Origin of the sequence: Lacinutrix sp. WUR7 (genome assembly GCF_016864015.1) — a bacterium.
Lineage (GTDB): Bacteria > Bacteroidota > Bacteroidia > Flavobacteriales > Flavobacteriaceae > Oceanihabitans.
On the sequence record NZ_CP045067.1, the window covers coordinates 1,384,449 to 1,403,786 of the forward strand.

Genomic DNA, 19,338 nt, shown 5'->3' on the forward strand with positions numbered 1-19,338 from the left:
ACTATTTTAATTTTGCAGGTTCAACCCAATTAAATTCGAAGGAATTTTCAGGAACTTTCATGCGTTCTGCTATACGTACCATTCTTGAAGGAAGCTTCATTAGGTAATCTCTCGCTTTTTCAGCTTCATCGGTTAGATTGGAAATTTTATCAATCTCCCAACGAACAATAAGTTTGTCTAAAATATCTACATAATCTGCAGCGGTATACACACCAATACGTTGTGCGGTATTAGAAAACTCTTCAAATGCAGAACTTATTTTATTTCCAGATTCTCTTAAAAAGTGCGCAGGCATGGTAATTTTTTGCTTCATCATATATTGAAAAGCAAGCATCATTTCACTAGGATCTACAGCAAAAATACGTTCTACAAATTCACAATATGCATGATGGTGTCTCATTTCGTCTCCAGAAATGATTTTACACATTTTAGAAAGTTGCTTGTTTCCTTTTTGTTTCGCCATTTTTGCAACTCTATTATGAGAAATGTACGTTGCTAATTCTTGAAAACTAGTATATAAAAAGTTTTTATATGGATCTCTATCCGTACCAATATCAAAACCATCTGCGATTAAATGTTGTGTGGTTCTTTCAATTTCTTTCATGTTTACACGTCCAGAAAGATATAGGTATTTGTTTAGCACATCGCCATGTCTGTTTTCTTCAGCGGTCCAGTGTCTTACCCATTTAGACCAACCATTTCTTCCTACTTGATCTACACCTTCCACATCCATTAACCAAGATTCATAGGTTGGTAAGGCTTCTTCGGTAATCATATCACCAACTAAAACTACCCAGAAATCATAAGGTAATTCTTTGGCTAGTTCTCTAATTTCTTTTACTTCTTCAAAAAAATTGTCGCCTTCACTATTTGGTAAAAAGTCTGATGGTTGCCAAATGGTATCTACAGGAATTAAATATTTTTGAATTAAAGAGTCTATGTCTTTTTCTAAAAACGACATTACTTCTAATCTTACATTTTTTATGGACATAATTTTATAGTTTAATACTGTTTTTTATTGTTTTTTCAATATGCTCAAGCATTAATTCTTGGGTTTCAAAATCACTTTTTTGCACAGGTTTATGTGCTGTAAAAGTTAAGTGATTTCCTATGCCTAAAGGAAACTTGCCATAGCGTAGGTTTTTCCAAGAGTTATTTATAGTAACCGGAATAATTACTGCACTTGGTATATATTTTATTAATGTTTCTAATCCTTTAGTATGAAAAGGTTTTGGTTTGCCATCGCGACTTCTTGTGCCTTCTGGAAAAATAACTGCTGCACGATTTGTAGACTCAATATACTCTCCAAATTTACGAATAGCAACTATAGATTGTCTTGCGTTTTTTCTATCAATTAAAACAGAACCTCCATGACGTAAGTTGTACGACACACTTGCAATGCCTTTTCCTAATTCTTTTTTACTAACAAATTTAACATGGTGTTTTCTAAAATACCACATAAGAGGAGGTATGTCTGACATGCTTTGGTGGTTAGCAACAATAATTACAGGTTGCGAATTATCTAATGGATACGCATTATAAAAGCTGTGTCTAGATCCTAAAAGATTTACACATCGCATAAGGCAAAACTGTAAAGCATCTACACTTTTTTTATGTGCATTGTATCCAAAAACATTAAAACAAAACCATTGTATTGGATGAAACACTAGTAATGCTAATCCGAAAAAAAGATAATAAATACAAGATAAAGGATATGCTATTATTTTTCTCATTTTTTTTGTTAAAATGTAAGACTTCAAAAATAAAAAAACCACGTCTATAAAACGTGGTTTAGTGGTAATAGTTTGTGTTTACATGTAACTTTTAACATATGATGTTAAAAGTATTCTAGCAATGCTCATTATAAGCATCTATAAGATTTTCTGCTATCATTTCTGCAGGTCTACCTTCAATATGGTGACGCTCTAGCATATGCACTAATTCTCCGTTTTTAAACAAAGCCATACATGGCGAGCTTGGAGGAAAAGGAATCATATATTCACGAGCTTTATTCACTGCATCTTTATCTACACCTGCAAAAACCGTTACAATATGGTCTGGTTTTTTTGCGTTTTTTAAACTTGTTTTAGCTCCTGGTCTTGCATTTGCCGCTGCACAACCACAAACCGAATTTACAACCACTAAAGTTGTTCCTTCTTTTGCAATCGCTGCATCAACATCTGCAACGGTATGTAATTCTTCAAAACCTACGTTCGTTAAATCTTCACGCATTGGTTTTACTAATTCTGCTGGATACATATCTTGTAATTTTATGTTTAATAATTATTAATATGCAAAGGTAATCAAAAACCATGCAATTTAATGAGATAGCCATTTTTAAAGACAGAATGACGCAGGAAAATGGCGTAATCGAATTAATTTCGTTGTAAAACGGAATCTTATTAAGTGAACTTTATTTTTTTTGGCGTTACACTTCTTCGCTTAAAGCTACAAAGTGTCAGGCTATACACAATATCTTTTTTTCAAAAAAGTAAAAAAAGGATGTCGTTTCTATCCCTGCCTGCCTGCCGGCAGGCTTAACGCGTGCAACTTCATTTATAATACTAGTTTTCCTTTCTTTGTTTTAAGAAAATAGGTAAGAAAGATACGAAAGGGTTTCTGTAACAAAACCACAGAATTTATAACTAACAAGTAGTATCTTTGAACTTTAAAAAATAAAAAACATGAGTTTCGGAAAATGGATTGGAGCATCTTTAGGATGGTCTTTTGGAGGACCAATTGGTGCTATTATAGGTTTGGCGCTTGGTAGTTTTGTAGATACATTATCTTCAGGTAAAGGATTTACTATTGGTGAAGGAGGTTCTGAAAGAGGAAGTACACAACAAAGACAAAGGCCAAATTATAGAAGCCAACAACAACGAAGAGCACAAACTACTTCTGGTGATTTTGAAGTCAGTTTACTTATTTTGGCTTCAGTAGTTATAAAAGCAGATGGTGTACAAGACCAACGCGAATTAGATTTTGTACGTAGCCAATTTGTGAGCATGTATGGAAAAGACAGAGCGAACAAAGCATTTAAATTATTTAAAGGTATAAGTAGTCAAACGGTACCATTACGCCAAGTATGTAAACAAATACAACAAATGATGGATCATGCATCGCGTTTGCAATTGATGCATTTTCTATTTGGTATTGCTAAAGCAGATGGTATGGTTACCGAAGATGAAGAACAAACCATTTTTACTATTGCTGGATATTTAGGGATAAGCTCTCGGGATTATAATAGTATTAAAGCGATGTTTTATAACAGTAGCGATAATGCGTATCAGATTTTAGAAATTACAAAATCGGTAACTGTTGTCGAAATTAAAAAGGCATATCGTACCATGGCTAAAAAGTACCATCCAGATAAAGTAGCACATTTAGGTGAGGAACATAGAAAAGGAGCAGAAGAAAAGTTTAAACAAATACAAAAAGCTTACGAACAGCTGCAAAAGGAGAGAGGTTTCTAATCGAAAAAAAATCTCAACGTTCTGGGTTTGGTTTCCGTTCAAATTGTCATTGCTATGAAAAGGGGAATCAAAAACAGAATTTTATTTTCCCTTTTTATTATTTACTCGTTTCTCAATACTCTTGAAATAGCGTTTTTCTTTCCATTTTCTAACAAAATAGATGGCTATAACAACGAATCCAAGAATCAACATTCCTTCTTTTCCTGTTAGGTATTCTAATATTTTCATGATTATTATTTAAAGATGTAAAAGTCGTTATTAAATAAAGAAGCTTACCGTGTATAACTAGTTTTTTTTGAATTCTGACTACATAGATTTATTAACCTCTAAACAAGAAGAAATCGTCTTTCATATCTTCAATTTGTGCATCTTCATTAGTAATAATATAATCAATGGCTTTAGAGGTGAAAGCATCTCCTTTTTTAGTTAGAGAAACAATGTTTTTATTAACTACAATCATGTTGTTTTTAAGCGCCAAATCTAAAACTGTTTTAGCTCTTACTTTTTGCCAATTAATATGTTCTTGTAGGTGATTTACATGACGTTCGCGTTCTTCGGTATGATTTTTTAAATGCAATAAAAAGGTTAGTAAAGAGACTTCTGTACGTTGTTGCTTTTCTCTGTACATTACGGCAATTATTCCTTTACTTGGTGCAAATAAGAATACCATTAAGAAAATGAAACCCAACATGGTAGTGATAGATCCTGCGATAGATGCATCTAACCAATGCGCAAACCAGTAACCGGAAATAGCGCTTAATACGCCAAAACCAACGGCAAGCCAAAGCATTTTCTTTAAGTCTGTGGTTAGTAAATACGCAGTTGCTGCAGGAGCAATCATTAGAGCAACCACTAGAATAGCACCAACAGCATCAAAAGCACCAACTGTTGTTACCGATGCTACGGACATTAAACCGTAATGAATAATTGCTGGTGAAAAACCTAAAGAAGCTGCAAGACCTTTATCGAAAGTACTTAGTTTTAATTCTTTAAAAAAGGCAAGCAGTAAACCAATAGTTATCACTAAAATTGAACCAATAATCCACAGGGATTTCGGACCAACATCGGTTCCTCCAATAAATAATCTATCAAAAGGAGCAAAGGCTAATTCACCAAGTAAAACAGCGTCGACATCCAAATGTACATCATTCGCATTTTTAGCAATTAAAATAACACCAATACTAAACAGCGCAGGAAAAACTAAACCAATTGCTGTGTCTTCTTTTACCAATCCTGTTTTCTGAATATATTCTACCAAAACCACAGTAATAATTCCTGTAAACGCGGCTAGTAATATTAATAACGGAGAGTTTAAATCTTGTGTTATAAAGAATCCAATTACAATTCCTGGCAAGATAGAATGGCTAATGGCATCACTAATCATAGCCATTTTTCTTAAAACAAGAAAGGTTCCAGGAATCGCGCAAGCAATAGCTACTAAGCTTGCAATAAGTTGTATTTCTATTTGCGCACTATTCATCTTCTGTGTTTTGTTTGGTGTATAAGTTGGCAGCGGTTTCAAAACCTAAATCGGTTAAGCTCCACATCGAACCATCAATAGTTGCATAATTTTTCTCCACTAGTTTCTGAAGCGTTTTCTTAGTAAAACCTTGAAAGTTATTTAGTAATTTAATCGTGTGCGGATGCGAAATGTTCTCATGCGTTTCTGCTATATGATACATAAAGGCTAGCGTTTTATGGAGCTCTAAATCGCGTCTGTTTTTTATAAAACGAATTTGTTTAAAAAGCAATCCTCTACTGGGAGAAAATATAAAAGAAAATGCTACAAATACAGCAGCAACTAATACAATTACTGGTCCTGTAGAAAGGTTGTTCTGACTAGCGCTTATTGCGGTTCCAAATACACCAGAAAAAGCACCAAAAATTGCAGCTAAGAAAACCATGGTTGCAAGACTGTTTGTCCATTGTCGTGCAGCAGCAGCAGGAGCGAGTAGCATAGCACTCATTAAAACTACACCAACGGTTTGTAAACCTAAAACAATAGCTAAAACAATAAAAGTAGTTATAAGAATATCTATGAACTTGGTGTTAAAGCCAAGTGTTTTCGTGTAGTCGGCATCAAAAAGTAAGAGTTTAAATTCTTTCCAGAAAAGTAAAAGAACACACAAACAAATGCCTGTTACAATTGCCATTAACCAAACATCACTTTCTACTAATGTTGCAGCTTGACCAAATAAATATTTATCTAAACCTGCTTGATTGGCATTGGGTTGTTTTTGAATAAATGTAAGTAGCAACATCCCGAAACCAAAAAATAGAGAAAGGATTAAGCCTAAAGCAGTATCACTTTTTAAATGGGTTTTTGTGATTATTCCTCGAATCCAAAAGGTGCCAACTAGTCCGCTAACTAAAGCTCCCAAAAGAAGTGTGTTGCTGTCTTTTGCTCCAGTTATTAAAAAAGCGATTGCAATTCCAGGTAGTGCTGCATGCGAAATAGCATCCCCTAAAAGACTTTGTTTTCGTAGTACAGCAAAGCTACCAAGCATTCCTGTAACAGCGCCTAAAATAGCGGTTCCAAGGGTGATGGTTCTAAGTGTGTAGTCTGTAAAGACTAATGAAAAATATTCTGTTATGTCCATAATTTCTGCGAAGGCAGGAACCTCTTCCTACTACACAATCTGTTTTTTATTGTCATTGCGAGACTTTTTGAAGTCGTGGCAATCTGTTGGTTTCTTGTTTTGTTTCTGTTCATTTTGTCTTGATACAAAACGAACCAAAAAATCACAATCAAAATTAGGAAATTGCTAAAGCATCTTTCGCTTTCGAGATTTCATGCTTGAAGCTACGCTTCGCATCTTCATCTCTTCGCTCAATATTTCTGAATTTTGATGTTTTCCGACTTTGTCGGAATTTCAAGTTTAATTTTTCTTTTGACTTTCATTATTTAAATCAAATAACTTTTCCTTTTTTTTTAAGGGAAGGAATTTTTCTAATTATATTTATTTTTTTGTCAGTTCGAGTGATTCCGATTTTTCTTCGGAATTGTATCGAGAACTTTAATTGACTTCTCGATACAATTTGTTCATTCTTCACAAATCACTCGAACTGACATCCTTTTAGTTAATCGAGTAAACTCTGCCAACTGATGACTGCTCAACGCTAACTATTTACTGCTTACTATTTATTTCTGAACACTCACTTTATAGTTAATACCATAAGTCTTGGTTAAATTATCATCATTAAAAATGTCTTTAACTGGTCCTGTGGCAATTTTCTTCACATTTAAAAAAGTTACCCAATCAAAATATTCCGGAACGGTTTGTAAATCGTGATGTACTACAATTACTGTTTTTCCTGCTTTTCGTAATTCTTTTAAAATATTAATGATTGCAATTTCTGTGGTTGCATCTACACCTTGAAAAGGTTCATCCATAAAATAAATGGATGCGTTTTGTACTAACGCTCTTGCCAAGAATATACGTTGTTGTTGTCCGCCAGAAAGCTGACTAATTTGTCTTCCTTTAAAGGAAAGCATCCCAACTTTTTCTAAGGCTTCCAGAGCTGCTTTTTTTTCTTTTTGTTTCGGACGCTTAATCCAACCTAGACTACCATAAGTTCCCATCATCACCACGTCTAAGGCTGTTGTTGGGAAATCCCAATCTACACTACCTTTTTGCGGAACGTATGCTACTAGTTTTCGTTGTTTGTCATAAGGCTTTCCGTAAATAGTTACACTTCCAGCAATGGGTTTTAGTATGCCTAAAATAGATTTTATAAGTGTGGATTTTCCAGCGCCGTTTGGACCAACAATAGCCATAAGTACGCCTTCCGGAATTTCTAAATCAATATCCCAAAGTACAGGTTTGTAGTTGTAGGCAACGGTTAGGTCGTCTACTTTTACTGCTAATACTCCTGCGAAGGCAGGAGTCTCATTAATAGGGATACTACTTTTAATATTTTCTTCTGAATTGTTTTTCATTAATACTAGTTTTTAAAACCCTTCCGTCTTTAAGCTTTTTCGGAAGCTTAAATCCACCTTCCCTTAAAAAAAAGGAAGGAATTTATTCTAATTATATTTTGTATTCCATCGAGTAAGCACTGAAAACAGTGACTGAAAACTGTATACTATTTAAGAGCATTCACAATTGTATTCACATTATACTCAAACATACCAATATAGGTTCCTTCTACGGTTCCGGCATTTCCTAATGCATCCGAATATAAAGTACCACCAATAGTTACTTCATGATCTTTAGAGTTAACTGCCGCTTGTAAAGCTTCTATAGTACGTTTAGGTACAGAGCTTTCTACAAAAATAGCATTTACTTTATTATCGATTATAAATTTAGCAACATTTTGTACGTCTTGTACTCCAGCTTCGGTTGCGGTAGATATACCTTGAAGACCAACAACTTGAAAACCATAGTTTTTTCCGAAATAATTAAAGGCATCATGTGCGGTTACTAGAATTCTTTTTTCCTTTGGAAGTGTTTCTATCGTTGCTTTTACGTTTTGCTGAAGCATCTCTAATTTTTCTAAATATAGTTTCTCATTTTCCGCATAATTACTAGCGTTTTGTGGATCTTTTTCCGATAAAACCTGAGTTACTTTTTTTGCGAATTGTTGGAAGTATGCAATATTAAACCAAACATGCGGATCGTAATTGGATGCAAAATAATCGGAACCAATTAAAGTGCTTTTATCAATCACTTCCGCTAAAGCGATAGGTGTTTTTGTTTTACTACCCATTTTTTCAAAAACTTCGACTAGCTTTCCTTCCAAATGCAATCCGTTATAAAAAATAATATCGGCGTTAACTAGTTTAGTAACATCGCCTTCACTGGCTTTGTATAAGTGTGGATCTACTCCCGAACCCATTAAACCTTGAATATTTACATGATCGCCACCTATATTTTTAACCAAGTCTGTAATCATGGTTGTAGTGGTAACTATGTTTAGTTTTCCGTTTTCTTTAGCCTCTTTTTTACAAGCAATTAAAGTTGAGGTGATTGCTAAAAGGAAAATTATTTTTTTCATATATCTAAATATTTATTACGAAGGTACTAAAAATGCCTGACTAATTTAATTTATATCTTACTCCAAAGAATAAACGAATACCTTGATTTGGTCCATACACATAAGAAGGATCGAAGGTTAGCGCATACGGATTGTCTGCAGTTGCAATAACATCTCCATTTCCATCAAACTGTACGTTTTCATCAAAAGGATCACCTGCTCTTGCAATTATAAACGGATTTCCTTGGTTAGGCGTCCAGTTTAATAGGTTTTTAACACCTCCATACATTTCAAGATTATGGATGCCATCAAATGTTAATTGAATATTTTGAACGCTCCATGTTGGCGAATATTCTTGTCTTGGATCTAGCTCTCCAAGTAGCGGTAATCGCATGGGGCCATAAATATTTCCAGTATAATCTATGGTAAGATTTGTAGGGTGATTTTTGTAGCTAAAAGACCAAACTCCAGAAAACTTTTCTGTTAGTATTTGTTCTGTAGTTTGGCTGTTTTCTGTTTGTGAAACATCTTGGTAGGTTGCGCCCAAAGAGGCTCTTATTCCACTTCCAAATACAGCATCCATATTAAAACTAAAACCTTTAGAAGTGGAGTATCCGTCTAGATTATTATATATGATTTGATTCGGATTGGTATCGTAATCGGGTATAATAGCATTAGTGAAATAGGTATACCAAACCGAGCTGTCAAAAGTAAAGTACATACCGTTTTTTAAGTACAGTTTTTTTAAATAATTAAGGTTTATGTTGTAAGATTCTTCAGGATTTAAGGCTTCTTCAATAATAACATCTCTAGATCCCGTAAGTGCTGCGTGTTCTTCGGTAAATAGGTTTACCACTCTAAAACCTGTACCCGCATTTAATCGAATAATATCATTGTCTGTTGGTTTGTACTTATACGCGATTCTTGGCGTGAAAATACTACCATGTCTACTATCGTAGTCATAGCGCATTCCTAATAACAGACTTTGTTTTTTGCTGAACTTAATTTCATCTTGAACAAATACCGAAGGAATAGTAACTTGATCTGCATTTACGGTGGCTGTGGTGTTGTCATTATAATAATTATAGCGAAGTGCAGAACCAAATAATAAATCATGCTTATTCATTTTTTTATCCCAAATAAATTGTCCGAAACCAATACGTTGTTGTGCCAAATAAGGTGTGTCACCATATACAGAGTTTTGATCGTGATCGGAATAGGAGAATTGAAAATTTACTTTTTCTTTAATAGGCAGTTCGTAGTTTCCTAAGATTTCAAAACGCGAAGTGTAAATACTTTCTCCGTAAACCTCATTTCCTCCTCTATCTGCTTTGGTCCATTGTAGTTCTCCTCCCCAACGATCTTCGTAGAAATAGCGCCCGGCAAGAGATAATTTTTTATTACTAGCTCTTTTAAAATCCCATTTCTGAAAAATAGAAATACGGTCTTGTAGTGTTAAGTCTGTAAAATTATCCTTGTTGTTGTCTATAATATTATCGTATTTAAAATAATTGGCACCAAATAAAACGGTTGTTTTTTTACCAACATTTGCTTTAAACCCGGCGTCTACGTTTACTTCTCCCCAGCCGGTAACAAATGCATCTGCAAAGAATCTTGGAGCATTTTCAGGAAGTTTGGTGATGATATTAATTAAACCTCCAACCGCTTCACTACCATATAATGAGGAAGCAGGTCCTTTTACTATTTCAATTTGTTCTATTAAAGAATTAGGTATTCCTGACAAACCATAAACGGTAGACAAACCGCTAACAATTGGCATACCATCAATTAGAACAAGTATGTAAGGCCCTTCTAAACCGTTAATATGAATGTCGCCAGTATTGCATACATTACAGTTTAATTGTGGGCGAACACCGTTTACATTTTGAAGCGCTTCAAAAATATTAGGTGTTGGATTTCTCTTTAAAAAAGTGGGAGAGTATACTTCTACAGGAATAGGGCTTTCTAACCTAGAAACCGCTTTTAAGGTTCCTGTAATGATCACTTCCTCTAAATCTTCATTTTCATTTAAATTAAAGGTTGTAAAAACTGTTTTGTTTTTTATTGTAATTATTTTTTTCTGAAGGATATACCCTGTGAAAGAAGCTATTATACTATGTTTTCCAGGTTCTATGTTTTTAATAATAAAAATACCATTCTCATTTGTAGTCGTTCCTTTTGTCGTGTTCTCTATGTAAACATTAGCGTAAGCAAGTGGTTCTCCATTAGATAATACTTTTCCTTCTATATTAAAGGTTGTTTGCGCTGTAGCGGAAGAAAATGTTAATACTATTAAGAATTTAATTAGTTTCATCTTATTTTATTTTTCATCAAATATAAAATTATTTTTAGACTAGTCTAAAAATATTTTAAGAAATATATCTTTTCTATATTTGTAAGACATAATTATACTATGATCACATTAACGGAAGAAAATTACATTAAGGCTATTTATCATCTTGGGAACAATGGTGAAGAAACAGTAAATACAAATGCAATAGCAGAGGTTATGCAAACCAAAGCATCTTCGGTTACAGATATGATTAAAAAGCTGTCTGAAAAAAAATATGCGAATTATAAAAAATACCAAGGAGTTACGTTAACTAAAGATGGTAGGTTTGTAGCCGTAAATATTATTAGGAAACATAGGCTTTGGGAGGTTTTTTTGGTTGAGAAATTAAACTTTTCTTGGGATGAGGTTCATGAAGTTGCAGAGCACTTAGAGCATATAAAATCAGAAAAACTTATTAATCAATTAGATGCTTTTTTAGAGTTTCCAAAACACGATCCGCATGGAGATCCAATTCCGGATAAAGAAGGTAATTTTAAACATATTGAAAAAATTGTTTTAGCAAAAGCAGAAATAGGTGCTGTGTATAAATGTGTTGGAGTAGATGATACTTCTTCTAGTTTTTTAAAATATTTAGATAGTAATAATATTGGTTTAGGCACTATTATTAAAATCAAACATAAAGAGCCTTATGATAATTCTATAAAAATAGAATTAAAAGATTCTGAAATTGTTGTTTCTCAAAATGTAGCCAAAAATCTGTATTTAAAGAAAGTTTAGTAGTGTAAGCAATCTTTTTGTAATTTATAATTTGGCATGATTTAGGATTGGATTTAATGTCTAAAGACCGCTTTATTAATTTAAAAGATTACCGCTTTCGCGGAAACTAAAGATGAAATATACAATATTTATCCTCACATTTTTAGTAGCAAGTATTGGTTTTGCGCAAGATTCTACAGATGTAACCAAAGTAACACCGCCCAAAATTGTAACAAAACTTCATTTTGGTGCAAGTGTACAGTTCGAAGATATCCGATTAAAATTTGTGGAAGTAGTACAAGATTCTCGCTGCCCAAAAGCGGTGCAATGTATTTGGGCTGGAGAAGTAATTGTTTTAGTAGACGTTTTTAAAAACGGAAATAAAGTAGAACAAAAAAAGTTAACGATTAATCCCACTTTTTCTTTGCAGGAGCAACTTGGTAATTTGTTTTCTTCGGAAGCATTAAGTATTTCAGGAATTAGCGTGATGCCTTATCCTGTTGCTAATAATAAAATTCCAATGGAAGATTATTACATTCAGTTAGATGTGAGGAAGTAGAAGATTGCATTATTAAGATGCAGTCGTTTGAGACAGTAAATCTCAAATAAAGTTATAATAAATGCTGTTTACAAAGATTTTAAAGGTTTTTATAATTTGTAAGATTTTTGTGTTGGAGTAATCGCGTTAAGGATGGAACGGCATGTTTGAAATCCTTTTTTGCAAAAAAAGATTGAGTAGTGACAGCCTGACTTTTGCGATCCTACAAGGTTTTTAAAACCTAGAAGGTATGTGTAAAAGTAACGCCCAAATAGAATAAAATTAGTTTAAAATTTATCAAATCCCTTTTTTCAAAGGGATTTTAATGACAACCGCAGTCATCTGTTCCACAGGCCTTTTTAGCTTTCTTTTTATAGAAATACTTTTTTACAATAAAAGCTACTGCTAGTAAAACGGTAGAAAAAACGAGTATGTCTTGAATGATTGTATTCATAATTAATTGGTCGTTTATTGTGCTATAAATTTACAAAATTTCTATGTAATTAGGTCACTTTAAAAACTGATAGGCTATTAATGCTGCGATATAAGCAATAGCAGTCATGATTATTAATTGTAAGGTTGGCCATTTCCATGAATTGGTTTCTCTTTTAACAATCGCTAATGTACTCATACATTGCATGGCAAAGGCATAGAAAAGTAATAGTGAAATACCAGAAGCCAATGTAAATAATGGTCCGCCAGTAATTGGGTTTATTTCTTTAGCCATTTTGTTTTTAATGGTCTCTTCTTCGTCATTACCAACACTGTAAATAGTTGCAAGTGTACCAACAAATACTTCACGAGCAGCAAACGAACTAACAATGGCAATACCAATTTTCCAGTCGTAACCTAAAGGTCTTATAGCAGGTTCGATAGCTCTTCCTGTGATACCAATATAAGAATGTTCTAATTTTTGTGAAGCTACTTTTTGATTGATTTCATCTTCCGATAGGTTTTGAGAAGCGTATTCTGTTTTAATAATTTCTTCCGCATTATTAAAGTTTTCTCCTGGTCCGTATGATGCTAAAAACCAAAGTACAATAGAGATTGCTAGAATTATTTTACCTGCTCCAAATACAAAAGATTTTGTTTTTTCTAAAACCGTTAAGGCAACATTTTTTATAAGTGGTAATTTGTAGTTTGGCATTTCTACAACAAAGAAGGTTTTATTCTTTATTTTTAGTACTTTATTTAGGATGTATGCTGAGGTAATAGCAGTTCCAAACCCTATTAGGTATAATAGCATTAGTGTTAGTGCTTGGTAGCTTAAACCTAATATTCGCCCTTCTGGAATTACCAAAGCAATGATAATTAAATATACCGGTAACCTTGCGGCACAAGTAGTAAAAGGTGTTACTAAAATAGTGATTAATCGTTCTTTCCAGCTTTCAATATTTCTAGTTGCCATAATTGCAGGAATAGCACAAGCAGTACCCGAAATTAGGGGCACAACACTTTTTCCGCTTAAACCAAAACGACGCATGATTCTGTCCATTAAAAATACCACACGACTCATATAACCACTTTCTTCTAAGACGGCAATAAACAGAAATAAGAATGCAATTTGTGGAATAAAAATAACAATTCCACCAAGTCCAGGAATAATACCTTCTGCAATTAAATTGGTGAAAGCACCTGCTGGTAATACGTTTTTGGTCCACTCGCTTAAAGAAGCAAATGTAGTATCTATAAAATCCATTGGTATGCTAGACCAATCGTAAATTGCTTGAAAAATAGTTAATAAAATGACTGCAAAAATAACGTAACCCCAAACTTTATGGGTTAGTACTCTATCTAATTTTGCACGTAAACCTTTCGCTTGGCTTGCATCTATGGTTTGCCCTTTTTTAAGCGTATTATTTATAAACTGGTAACGTTTTATGGTTTCCTTTTGCTGTAGTCTTTTTAGGTCGCCTTTAGATTTTGTTTTAAAACTAGCAATAGCTTCAATTTCTTGTCTGCTTGTTTTACCAAAATTTACATCTTGTGTAATTACTAGCCATAGTTTGTATAAAAGTTGATTTGGAAATGCTTGACGTAACCTGTCAAAATATTCTTTATCAATTTCTGAAGCATGCAAACAAGGCGTAATAGATAATTCTTTATAATTAGCAATGAGTTGTTTTAGCTTGTCAATACCTTCGTTTTTACGCGTGCTTATTAAAGCGATTTTGGTTTTTAGTTGTTCTTCTAAATAATCAATATCTAACGAAATACCTTTGTATCGCATTCTGTCCGACATATTAATTACCAGAATACAAGGGATTTCTAAATCTTTAATCTGAGTAAAAAGAAGTAAGTTTCTTTTTAAGTTTTCTACGTCACTTACTACTATGGCAACGTCTGGATAGTCTTTATCCGTTTTATTTAAAAGTAATTCTATAACTACATTTTCATCTAAAGACGAAGCATTTAAACTATAAGTTCCTGGTAAATCGATAATGTGTGCTTTCACACCACGAGGTAGTTTGCAGATACCTTCTTTTTTCTCGACTGTAATTCCTGGATAGTTCCCCACTTTTTGGTGTAAACCAGTAAGTGCGTTAAATACAGAAGTTTTCCCTGTATTTGGGTTTCCAATAAGTGCAACATTTATTTGTTTACTCATGGATTATTTTTTCTATTAATATATGACTTGCCGTTTCTTTTCTAATTGCTAAATGCGTTCCATTAATGTTTAAGTACATTGGATCTTGAAAAGGAGCAACCTGTAAAAGTTCAACAGTATTCCCAGGAAGACAACCCATTTCTAAGAGTTTCAATGGAATATGTGCAGAAGAAACATCTGTAATAATGCCTTGTTCTCCACGTTTAAGATGTGCTATAGTTACTTGCAAGCTTATTTAGATTGATTTTAAAGAAGCAAATGTAATATAAAAGTAGTAGCTAAAAAAATTGTTACTGAATAAACTATTTATATTCTTTTTTTAGGATTTTAATATCTTGAATAAGTTGTTCTATTTCTTCAAGGTTAGTACCATCATAAAAACCTCTAATTTGTCGCTTTTTATCTACAAGTATAAAGTTTTCTGTATGTATCATATCATACGCATCCCCATTTCCGAAGGTTTTTACCGCCAAGTAACTTTTTCTAGCAAGGGCATAGATTTGTTTTTTGTCTCCAGTTACTAAATTCCATTTTGCATCATTTACTCCTTTTTTTAATGCATAACGTTTTAATTGTGCTACACTATCTATTTTAGGAGTTACAGAATGCGATAGTAGCATCACATCATCATCATTTAAAATTTCTTTTTGAATTTGATTCATGTTATCTGTCATTACAGGACAAATAGTTTGACAGGTTGTAAAAAAGAAATCAGCTACATATATTTTATCTTTATAATCTTCTTGCGTAATTGTTTTTCCATTTTGATTAGTAAGGCTAAAGTCTGCTATTTTATGATATTTTTTCACGTATTGCATCGTACTATCTACTAGTTCTGGATTCACTAAAGCGGGTTGGTAAATAGGAAGTACTTTCTCTACTTTTAAAATATTATAGAAAATAGTAATTATAATGATGGATAGTATTGCTAAAACAATAGCAAAATATTTGTAGTCCTTAAAAAACGAAAGCATAAGAAGTATTTTGTGGTACAAAATTACAAATTATTTTATGGGGTACAGGTAATAATGGTTACATAAGTTAAAACTAAATATTGTAACTTTAAATTCTTAAAAAAGCTATTGAAATGAAATATTATTTTTTGTTGATCACCTTGTTATCTATCAGTTCTTCTTTTTCTCAAACCTTTGACGAAGATTTACATTCACTTGTTGAGGCCGAAGCTAAATCTGCTTCCAATAGAATTTATACGCAAAGAGTAAACTTGAACACCGGAAATTATGATGTTATTTATCATAAATTAGAATTTACTGTAGATCCAAGTGTGGCAAGTATTTTGGGTGTTGTAACCACGCATTTTGTTGCCAAGGAAAATATGACAGAAGTAACTTTTGACCTAGCAGATAATATGATTGTTTCTCAAGTTTTGCAAAACGGAAACGCTTTAACTTATGTGCAAAATACAGATGATGAATTGGTAATAACTTTGCAAACAACTGTTAATACAGGGCAAACAGGAATTGTAGAAATCACCTATTCTGGAAATCCAATAAGTTCAGGTTTTGGTTCTTTTGCACAAACGACACATAATAGTGATCCTATTATTTGGACATTGTCTGAGCCTTATGGAGCAAAAGGTTGGTGGCCTTGTAAGCAAGATCTAAATGATAAAATTGAAAATATAGATGTATATATCACCACGCCGCAATTCAATGCACAAGGCGAAGAATATATTGCTGTTAGTAATGGTGTAGAGCAAAGTCAAACCTTAAATGGGGCAAGTAAAACAACACATTATAAACACGAGTTTCCTATTCCTGCTTATTTAATAGCTATTGCTGCAACTAATTATGAAGTGTATTCACATACCGTTCCTAATAACGGAAACCCTTTTGAAATTGTAAACTATGTGTATCCCGAAGACTTCGATTCTGTGCAAGAAAGTACAGCAGTTACAGTAGATATTATGGAGTTATTTTCCACTAAGTTTGAAGAATACCCATATGCTTCCGAAAAATATGGACATGCCCAATTTGGTTGGGGAGGAGGAATGGAGCATACCACGGTTTCTTTTATGGGAAGCTTTGGAAGAAGTTTAATAGCACACGAATTAGCACACCAATGGTTTGGCGATAAAATTACTTGTGGCAGTTGGAAAGATATTTGGTTAAACGAAGGTTTTGCTACTTATTTATCTGGACTAGTAATTGAAGATTTTGATGGTGAAGAAAGTTTTAAAAGCTGGAAACAAGGACGAGTAAATTCTATTACATCACAAACAGACGGAGCTGTGTATTTGGCAGATACAGACACTACAAGTGTTGGTAGAATTTTTAGCAGTAGATTAAGTTATAATAAAGGAGCAATGGTATTACACATGCTTAGGAAAAAAGTGGGTGATGCTGATTTTTATCAAGGTATGCAAGATTATTTAAGTGATTCGAATTTGGCTTATAATTATGCGAAAACACCAGATTATATAGAAAAATTGGAAGCTGCTAGTGGTCAGGATTTAACCGAGTTTTTTAACGATTGGATTTACAATGAAGGATATCCAAGTTATACTATAAATGCGAATTGGATTAATACAAACCAACTTCAATTTCAAGTAAATCAAACCCAAAGTGATGGTTCTGTCAGTTATTTTGAAGTACCTATTCCAATACGCATTATGGGTACTAATGGAGAGGTGTTAGATATCGTTTTAGATAATACCTTTTCAGGGGAAACTTTTGTAGAAACCGTAAATTTTACCATAAGCGAAATACTTTTTGATCCAGATGTAGATTTAATTTCTAAAAATAACAACTTAACGCTAAACACGAATACATTTGAAATTGCAAGAAGTTTATTGATGTATCCTAACCCAACCACAAGCTATATTAAGTTAGAAAAACCAGATGCATTAACAATTAATACTATTCAAATATTCGATGTTTTAGGAAAGTTAGTGTTGGAAATGGATTATAGAGAAACGATTAATACCGAAAATTTGTCTTCTGGTGTTCACTTTGTGAAATTTTCTACAAATCAAGGGGTTTTTCATAAAAGGCTGTTAAAGGATTAAGCAATACATATTCATGTTTTTTTTAGTAAGCATAAAAGCTTACTTTTGCACGTTACAAATAAAACCCAATACATGACTGTATTTATAATAAAAGCCGCTCAGTTATTTTTGAGCCTTTCTATATTAGTTGTTTTGCATGAACTAGGACATTTTATTCCTGCAAAATTGTTTAAAACAAAAGTGGAGAAGTTCTACTTATTCTTCGATGTAAAATTCTCTTTATTCAAGAAAAAAATTGGCGAAACCGTTTATGGTATTGGTTGGTTACCCCTTGGAGGTTATGTAAAAATCGCTGGAATGATAGATGAGAGTATGGATAAAGAACAAATGGCTAAACCACCACAACCTTGGGAGTTTCGTTCTAAGCCAACTTGGCAGCGTTTAATCATCATGCTAGGTGGTGTTTTTATGAACTTTGTATTGGCATTCTTCCTTTACATGGTTATATTATTTGTTTGGGGAACTGTTTATATTCAAAAAGACGATGTAAAATATGGTTACGGCGTTAGTAAAACCATGGAGAATTATGGTTTTCAACAAGGAGATAAAATTGTTTCTGTAGATGGTGAACCAATTGAAAATTTATCTGAAGACGTTAGTAAATATTTAATGTTTAGAAATATTGAAACCATTCAAGTAGAACATACCAATGGCGCTATTGAAGATCTTGCAATTCCTGAAGATATAGGGAAACAACTTTTTGCAGCAGGAGACTTACCAGCTTTTGAACCACGTTCTCCTTTTCAAGTAGAAGAAGTAGAACCAGGTTTACCTGCAGAAAAAGCAGGGCTAATGGCGCAAGATAAAATTGTTGCTGTAAATGGAAATCCTATAACTTATTTTTCAGATTTCACGTATCAATTAAAAAACAGTGCCACTAAGGATATTGTTTTAGAAGTAGAGCGTAATAACGAAACAAAGAAATTCACTTTAACACCAACCGAAGACAATAAGGTTGGTATTGCGGTAAAAAGAACAGATCCAGATTTTGTAAAAGTAAATCAGCGAGAATACTCTTTAGGTGAAAGTGTTTCAGGAGGTATTAGTAAAGGGTATTGGGAGATTAAAGATTATTTAGCACAGTTTCAATATATATTTACTAAAAAGGGAGCTTCACAAATTGGAGGTTTTGCTGCTATCGGACAAATGTTTCCATCACAATGGAACTGGCAAGTGTTCTGGAAAATGACAGCTTTCTTATCTATTATGCTTGGTGTTTTAAATTTATTGCCAATTCCTGCACTAGATGGAGGTCATGTAATGTTTTTATTATATGAAATTATTTCAGGTAGAAAACCAGGAGATAAATTTATGGAATATGCGCAATTGGTTGGTTTTGTTTTACTTATAGCTTTAGTTTTATTTGCAAATGGTAACGATGCATTTAAGGCAATACAGGACTGGTTAAAATAATTTAAAATTTTTTCAAAAAAGATTTGTGGTAATTAAAAAGTATACATATATTTGCGCTCGCAAAAGCGAATAACACTCCTCTTTAGCTCAGTTGGTTAGAGCATCTGACTGTTAATCAGAGGGTCCTAAGTTCGAGTCTTAGAAGAGGAGCAAGTTAGAATAAGCCACTAGAAATAGTGGCTTTTTTTATGGAGTAAAGTCAAGGTTGTTTTTGTAATACTAATATGTAAATCAAGCGCTTAAAATAGTGTA

Annotated in this window: 18 protein-coding genes and 1 tRNA gene; 6 read left to right on the top strand and 13 right to left on the bottom strand. The window is 33.1% G+C overall.

Going from position 1 to position 19,338, the window contains the following annotated elements:
* Window position 1: 1 nt before the first annotated feature.
* The 3 genes from FG167_RS06085 to FG167_RS06095 all read right to left on the bottom strand — a co-directional run bounded on the left by FG167_RS06085 (window position 2) and on the right by FG167_RS06095 (window position 2,259).
* Complete coding sequence (locus tag FG167_RS06085) at window positions 2-991, bottom strand: acyl-ACP desaturase (RefSeq protein WP_203460521.1); 990 nt, start codon at window positions 989-991, stop codon at window positions 2-4.
* A gap of 4 nt (window positions 992-995) precedes the next feature.
* Complete coding sequence (locus tag FG167_RS06090) at window positions 996-1,733, bottom strand: 1-acyl-sn-glycerol-3-phosphate acyltransferase (protein ID WP_203460522.1); 738 nt, start codon at window positions 1,731-1,733, stop codon at window positions 996-998.
* A gap of 115 nt (window positions 1,734-1,848) precedes the next feature.
* Window positions 1,849-2,259, bottom strand: a complete 411-nt coding sequence (locus tag FG167_RS06095) for a BrxA/BrxB family bacilliredoxin (protein ID WP_203460523.1) — start codon at window positions 2,257-2,259, stop codon at window positions 1,849-1,851.
* 425 nt (window positions 2,260-2,684) lie between these two features.
* On the opposite strand from FG167_RS06095, the gene FG167_RS06100 reads away from it, so the two are divergent.
* Window positions 2,685-3,473 (top strand): TerB family tellurite resistance protein, encoded by a 789-nt coding sequence (locus FG167_RS06100; protein WP_203460524.1) that lies wholly within the window; start codon window positions 2,685-2,687, stop codon window positions 3,471-3,473.
* Window positions 3,474-3,554: 81 nt separating this feature from the next.
* Here the strand turns inward: FG167_RS06100 and FG167_RS06105 are convergent, their stop codons facing one another.
* The 6 genes from FG167_RS06105 to FG167_RS06130 form a co-directional block, all read right to left on the bottom strand.
* The gene (locus FG167_RS06105) at window positions 3,555-3,701 is read right to left on the bottom strand and encodes a hypothetical protein (protein ID WP_203460525.1); all 147 of its coding nucleotides are present in this window, start codon (window positions 3,699-3,701) and stop codon (window positions 3,555-3,557) included.
* Window positions 3,702-3,792: 91 nt separating this feature from the next.
* Complete coding sequence (locus FG167_RS06110) at window positions 3,793-4,953, bottom strand: metal ABC transporter permease (RefSeq protein ID WP_203460526.1); 1,161 nt, start codon at window positions 4,951-4,953, stop codon at window positions 3,793-3,795.
* A complete protein-coding gene (locus tag FG167_RS06115) occupies window positions 4,946-6,073 on the bottom strand; it encodes a metal ABC transporter permease (RefSeq protein WP_203460527.1) in 1,128 nt (375 codons plus the stop codon). The genes FG167_RS06110 and FG167_RS06115 overlap by 8 nt, the downstream gene beginning before the upstream one ends.
* 542 nt (window positions 6,074-6,615) lie before the next feature.
* Window positions 6,616-7,413 (bottom strand): metal ABC transporter ATP-binding protein, encoded by a 798-nt coding sequence (locus tag FG167_RS06120; RefSeq protein ID WP_239004453.1) that lies wholly within the window; start codon window positions 7,411-7,413, stop codon window positions 6,616-6,618.
* 146 nt (window positions 7,414-7,559) lie between these two features.
* The gene (locus FG167_RS06125) at window positions 7,560-8,471 is read right to left on the bottom strand and encodes a metal ABC transporter solute-binding protein, Zn/Mn family (protein WP_203460528.1); all 912 of its coding nucleotides are present in this window, start codon (window positions 8,469-8,471) and stop codon (window positions 7,560-7,562) included.
* Between the two features lie 40 nt (window positions 8,472-8,511).
* The gene (locus tag FG167_RS06130) at window positions 8,512-10,764 is read right to left on the bottom strand and encodes a TonB-dependent receptor (protein WP_203460529.1); all 2,253 of its coding nucleotides are present in this window, start codon (window positions 10,762-10,764) and stop codon (window positions 8,512-8,514) included.
* 99 nt (window positions 10,765-10,863) lie between these two features.
* Here FG167_RS06130 and FG167_RS06135 point away from each other — a divergent pair, with 99 nt between their 5' ends.
* Complete coding sequence (locus FG167_RS06135) at window positions 10,864-11,520, top strand: metal-dependent transcriptional regulator (RefSeq protein WP_203460530.1); 657 nt, start codon at window positions 10,864-10,866, stop codon at window positions 11,518-11,520.
* 112 nt (window positions 11,521-11,632) lie between these two features.
* Window positions 11,633-12,058 carry a hypothetical protein gene (locus tag FG167_RS06140; protein ID WP_203460531.1) on the top strand — a complete coding sequence of 142 codons (426 nt, stop codon included), beginning with the start codon at window positions 11,633-11,635 and terminating at the stop codon, window positions 12,056-12,058.
* Between the two features lie 301 nt (window positions 12,059-12,359).
* Here the strand turns inward: FG167_RS06140 and FG167_RS06145 are convergent, their stop codons facing one another.
* The 4 genes from FG167_RS06145 to FG167_RS06160 form a co-directional block, all read right to left on the bottom strand.
* Window positions 12,360-12,491, bottom strand: a complete 132-nt coding sequence (locus FG167_RS06145) for a FeoB-associated Cys-rich membrane protein (protein ID WP_203460532.1) — start codon at window positions 12,489-12,491, stop codon at window positions 12,360-12,362.
* A gap of 54 nt (window positions 12,492-12,545) precedes the next feature.
* The gene (gene feoB / locus FG167_RS06150; protein ID WP_203460533.1) at window positions 12,546-14,645 is read right to left on the bottom strand and encodes a ferrous iron transport protein B; all 2,100 of its coding nucleotides are present in this window, start codon (window positions 14,643-14,645) and stop codon (window positions 12,546-12,548) included.
* On the bottom strand, window positions 14,638-14,874 hold the full coding sequence (locus FG167_RS06155) for a FeoA family protein (RefSeq protein WP_055444009.1): 237 nt from the start codon (window positions 14,872-14,874) through the stop codon (window positions 14,638-14,640). The genes feoB and FG167_RS06155 overlap by 8 nt, the downstream gene beginning before the upstream one ends.
* A gap of 73 nt (window positions 14,875-14,947) precedes the next feature.
* Window positions 14,948-15,619 (bottom strand): SCO family protein, encoded by a 672-nt coding sequence (locus tag FG167_RS06160; protein WP_203460534.1) that lies wholly within the window; start codon window positions 15,617-15,619, stop codon window positions 14,948-14,950.
* A gap of 113 nt (window positions 15,620-15,732) precedes the next feature.
* On the opposite strand from FG167_RS06160, the gene FG167_RS06165 reads away from it, so the two are divergent.
* From FG167_RS06165 to FG167_RS06175, 3 genes are all read left to right on the top strand, one after another.
* Window positions 15,733-17,673, top strand: coding sequence for a M1 family aminopeptidase (locus FG167_RS06165; protein ID WP_203460535.1), 1,941 nt, complete (start codon window positions 15,733-15,735; stop codon window positions 17,671-17,673).
* Window positions 17,674-17,745: 72 nt separating this feature from the next.
* Entirely contained in the window at window positions 17,746-19,086 is a 1,341-nt protein-coding gene (gene rseP, locus FG167_RS06170; protein WP_203460536.1) for an RIP metalloprotease RseP, read from the top strand.
* Window positions 19,087-19,162: 76 nt separating this feature from the next.
* Window positions 19,163-19,236, top strand: a tRNA-Asn gene (locus FG167_RS06175).
* Window positions 19,237-19,338 lie beyond the last annotated feature (102 nt).

Coding starts and splice junctions, on each gene's coding strand:
- FG167_RS06085 (WP_203460521.1), bottom strand. CDS start 991: ATGTCCATAAAAAATGTAAGATTAGAAGTAATGTCGTTTTTAGAAAAA.
- FG167_RS06090 (WP_203460522.1), bottom strand. CDS start 1,733: ATGAGAAAAATAATAGCATATCCTTTATCTTGTATTTATTATCTTTTT.
- FG167_RS06095 (WP_203460523.1), bottom strand. CDS start 2,259: ATGTATCCAGCAGAATTAGTAAAACCAATGCGTGAAGATTTAACGAAC.
- FG167_RS06100 (WP_203460524.1), top strand. CDS start 2,685: ATGAGTTTCGGAAAATGGATTGGAGCATCTTTAGGATGGTCTTTTGGA.
- FG167_RS06105 (WP_203460525.1), bottom strand. CDS start 3,701: ATGAAAATATTAGAATACCTAACAGGAAAAGAAGGAATGTTGATTCTT.
- FG167_RS06110 (WP_203460526.1), bottom strand. CDS start 4,953: ATGAATAGTGCGCAAATAGAAATACAACTTATTGCAAGCTTAGTAGCT.
- FG167_RS06115 (WP_203460527.1), bottom strand. CDS start 6,073: ATGGACATAACAGAATATTTTTCATTAGTCTTTACAGACTACACACTT.
- FG167_RS06120 (WP_239004453.1), bottom strand. CDS start 7,413: ATGAAAAACAATTCAGAAGAAAATATTAAAAGTAGTATCCCTATTAAT.
- FG167_RS06125 (WP_203460528.1), bottom strand. CDS start 8,471: ATGAAAAAAATAATTTTCCTTTTAGCAATCACCTCAACTTTAATTGCT.
- FG167_RS06130 (WP_203460529.1), bottom strand. CDS start 10,764: ATGAAACTAATTAAATTCTTAATAGTATTAACATTTTCTTCCGCTACA.
- FG167_RS06135 (WP_203460530.1), top strand. CDS start 10,864: ATGATCACATTAACGGAAGAAAATTACATTAAGGCTATTTATCATCTT.
- FG167_RS06140 (WP_203460531.1), top strand. CDS start 11,633: ATGAAATATACAATATTTATCCTCACATTTTTAGTAGCAAGTATTGGT.
- FG167_RS06145 (WP_203460532.1), bottom strand. CDS start 12,491: ATGAATACAATCATTCAAGACATACTCGTTTTTTCTACCGTTTTACTA.
- feoB (WP_203460533.1), bottom strand. CDS start 14,645: ATGAGTAAACAAATAAATGTTGCACTTATTGGAAACCCAAATACAGGG.
- FG167_RS06160 (WP_203460534.1), bottom strand. CDS start 15,619: ATGCTTTCGTTTTTTAAGGACTACAAATATTTTGCTATTGTTTTAGCA.
- FG167_RS06165 (WP_203460535.1), top strand. CDS start 15,733: ATGAAATATTATTTTTTGTTGATCACCTTGTTATCTATCAGTTCTTCT.
- rseP (WP_203460536.1), top strand. CDS start 17,746: ATGACTGTATTTATAATAAAAGCCGCTCAGTTATTTTTGAGCCTTTCT.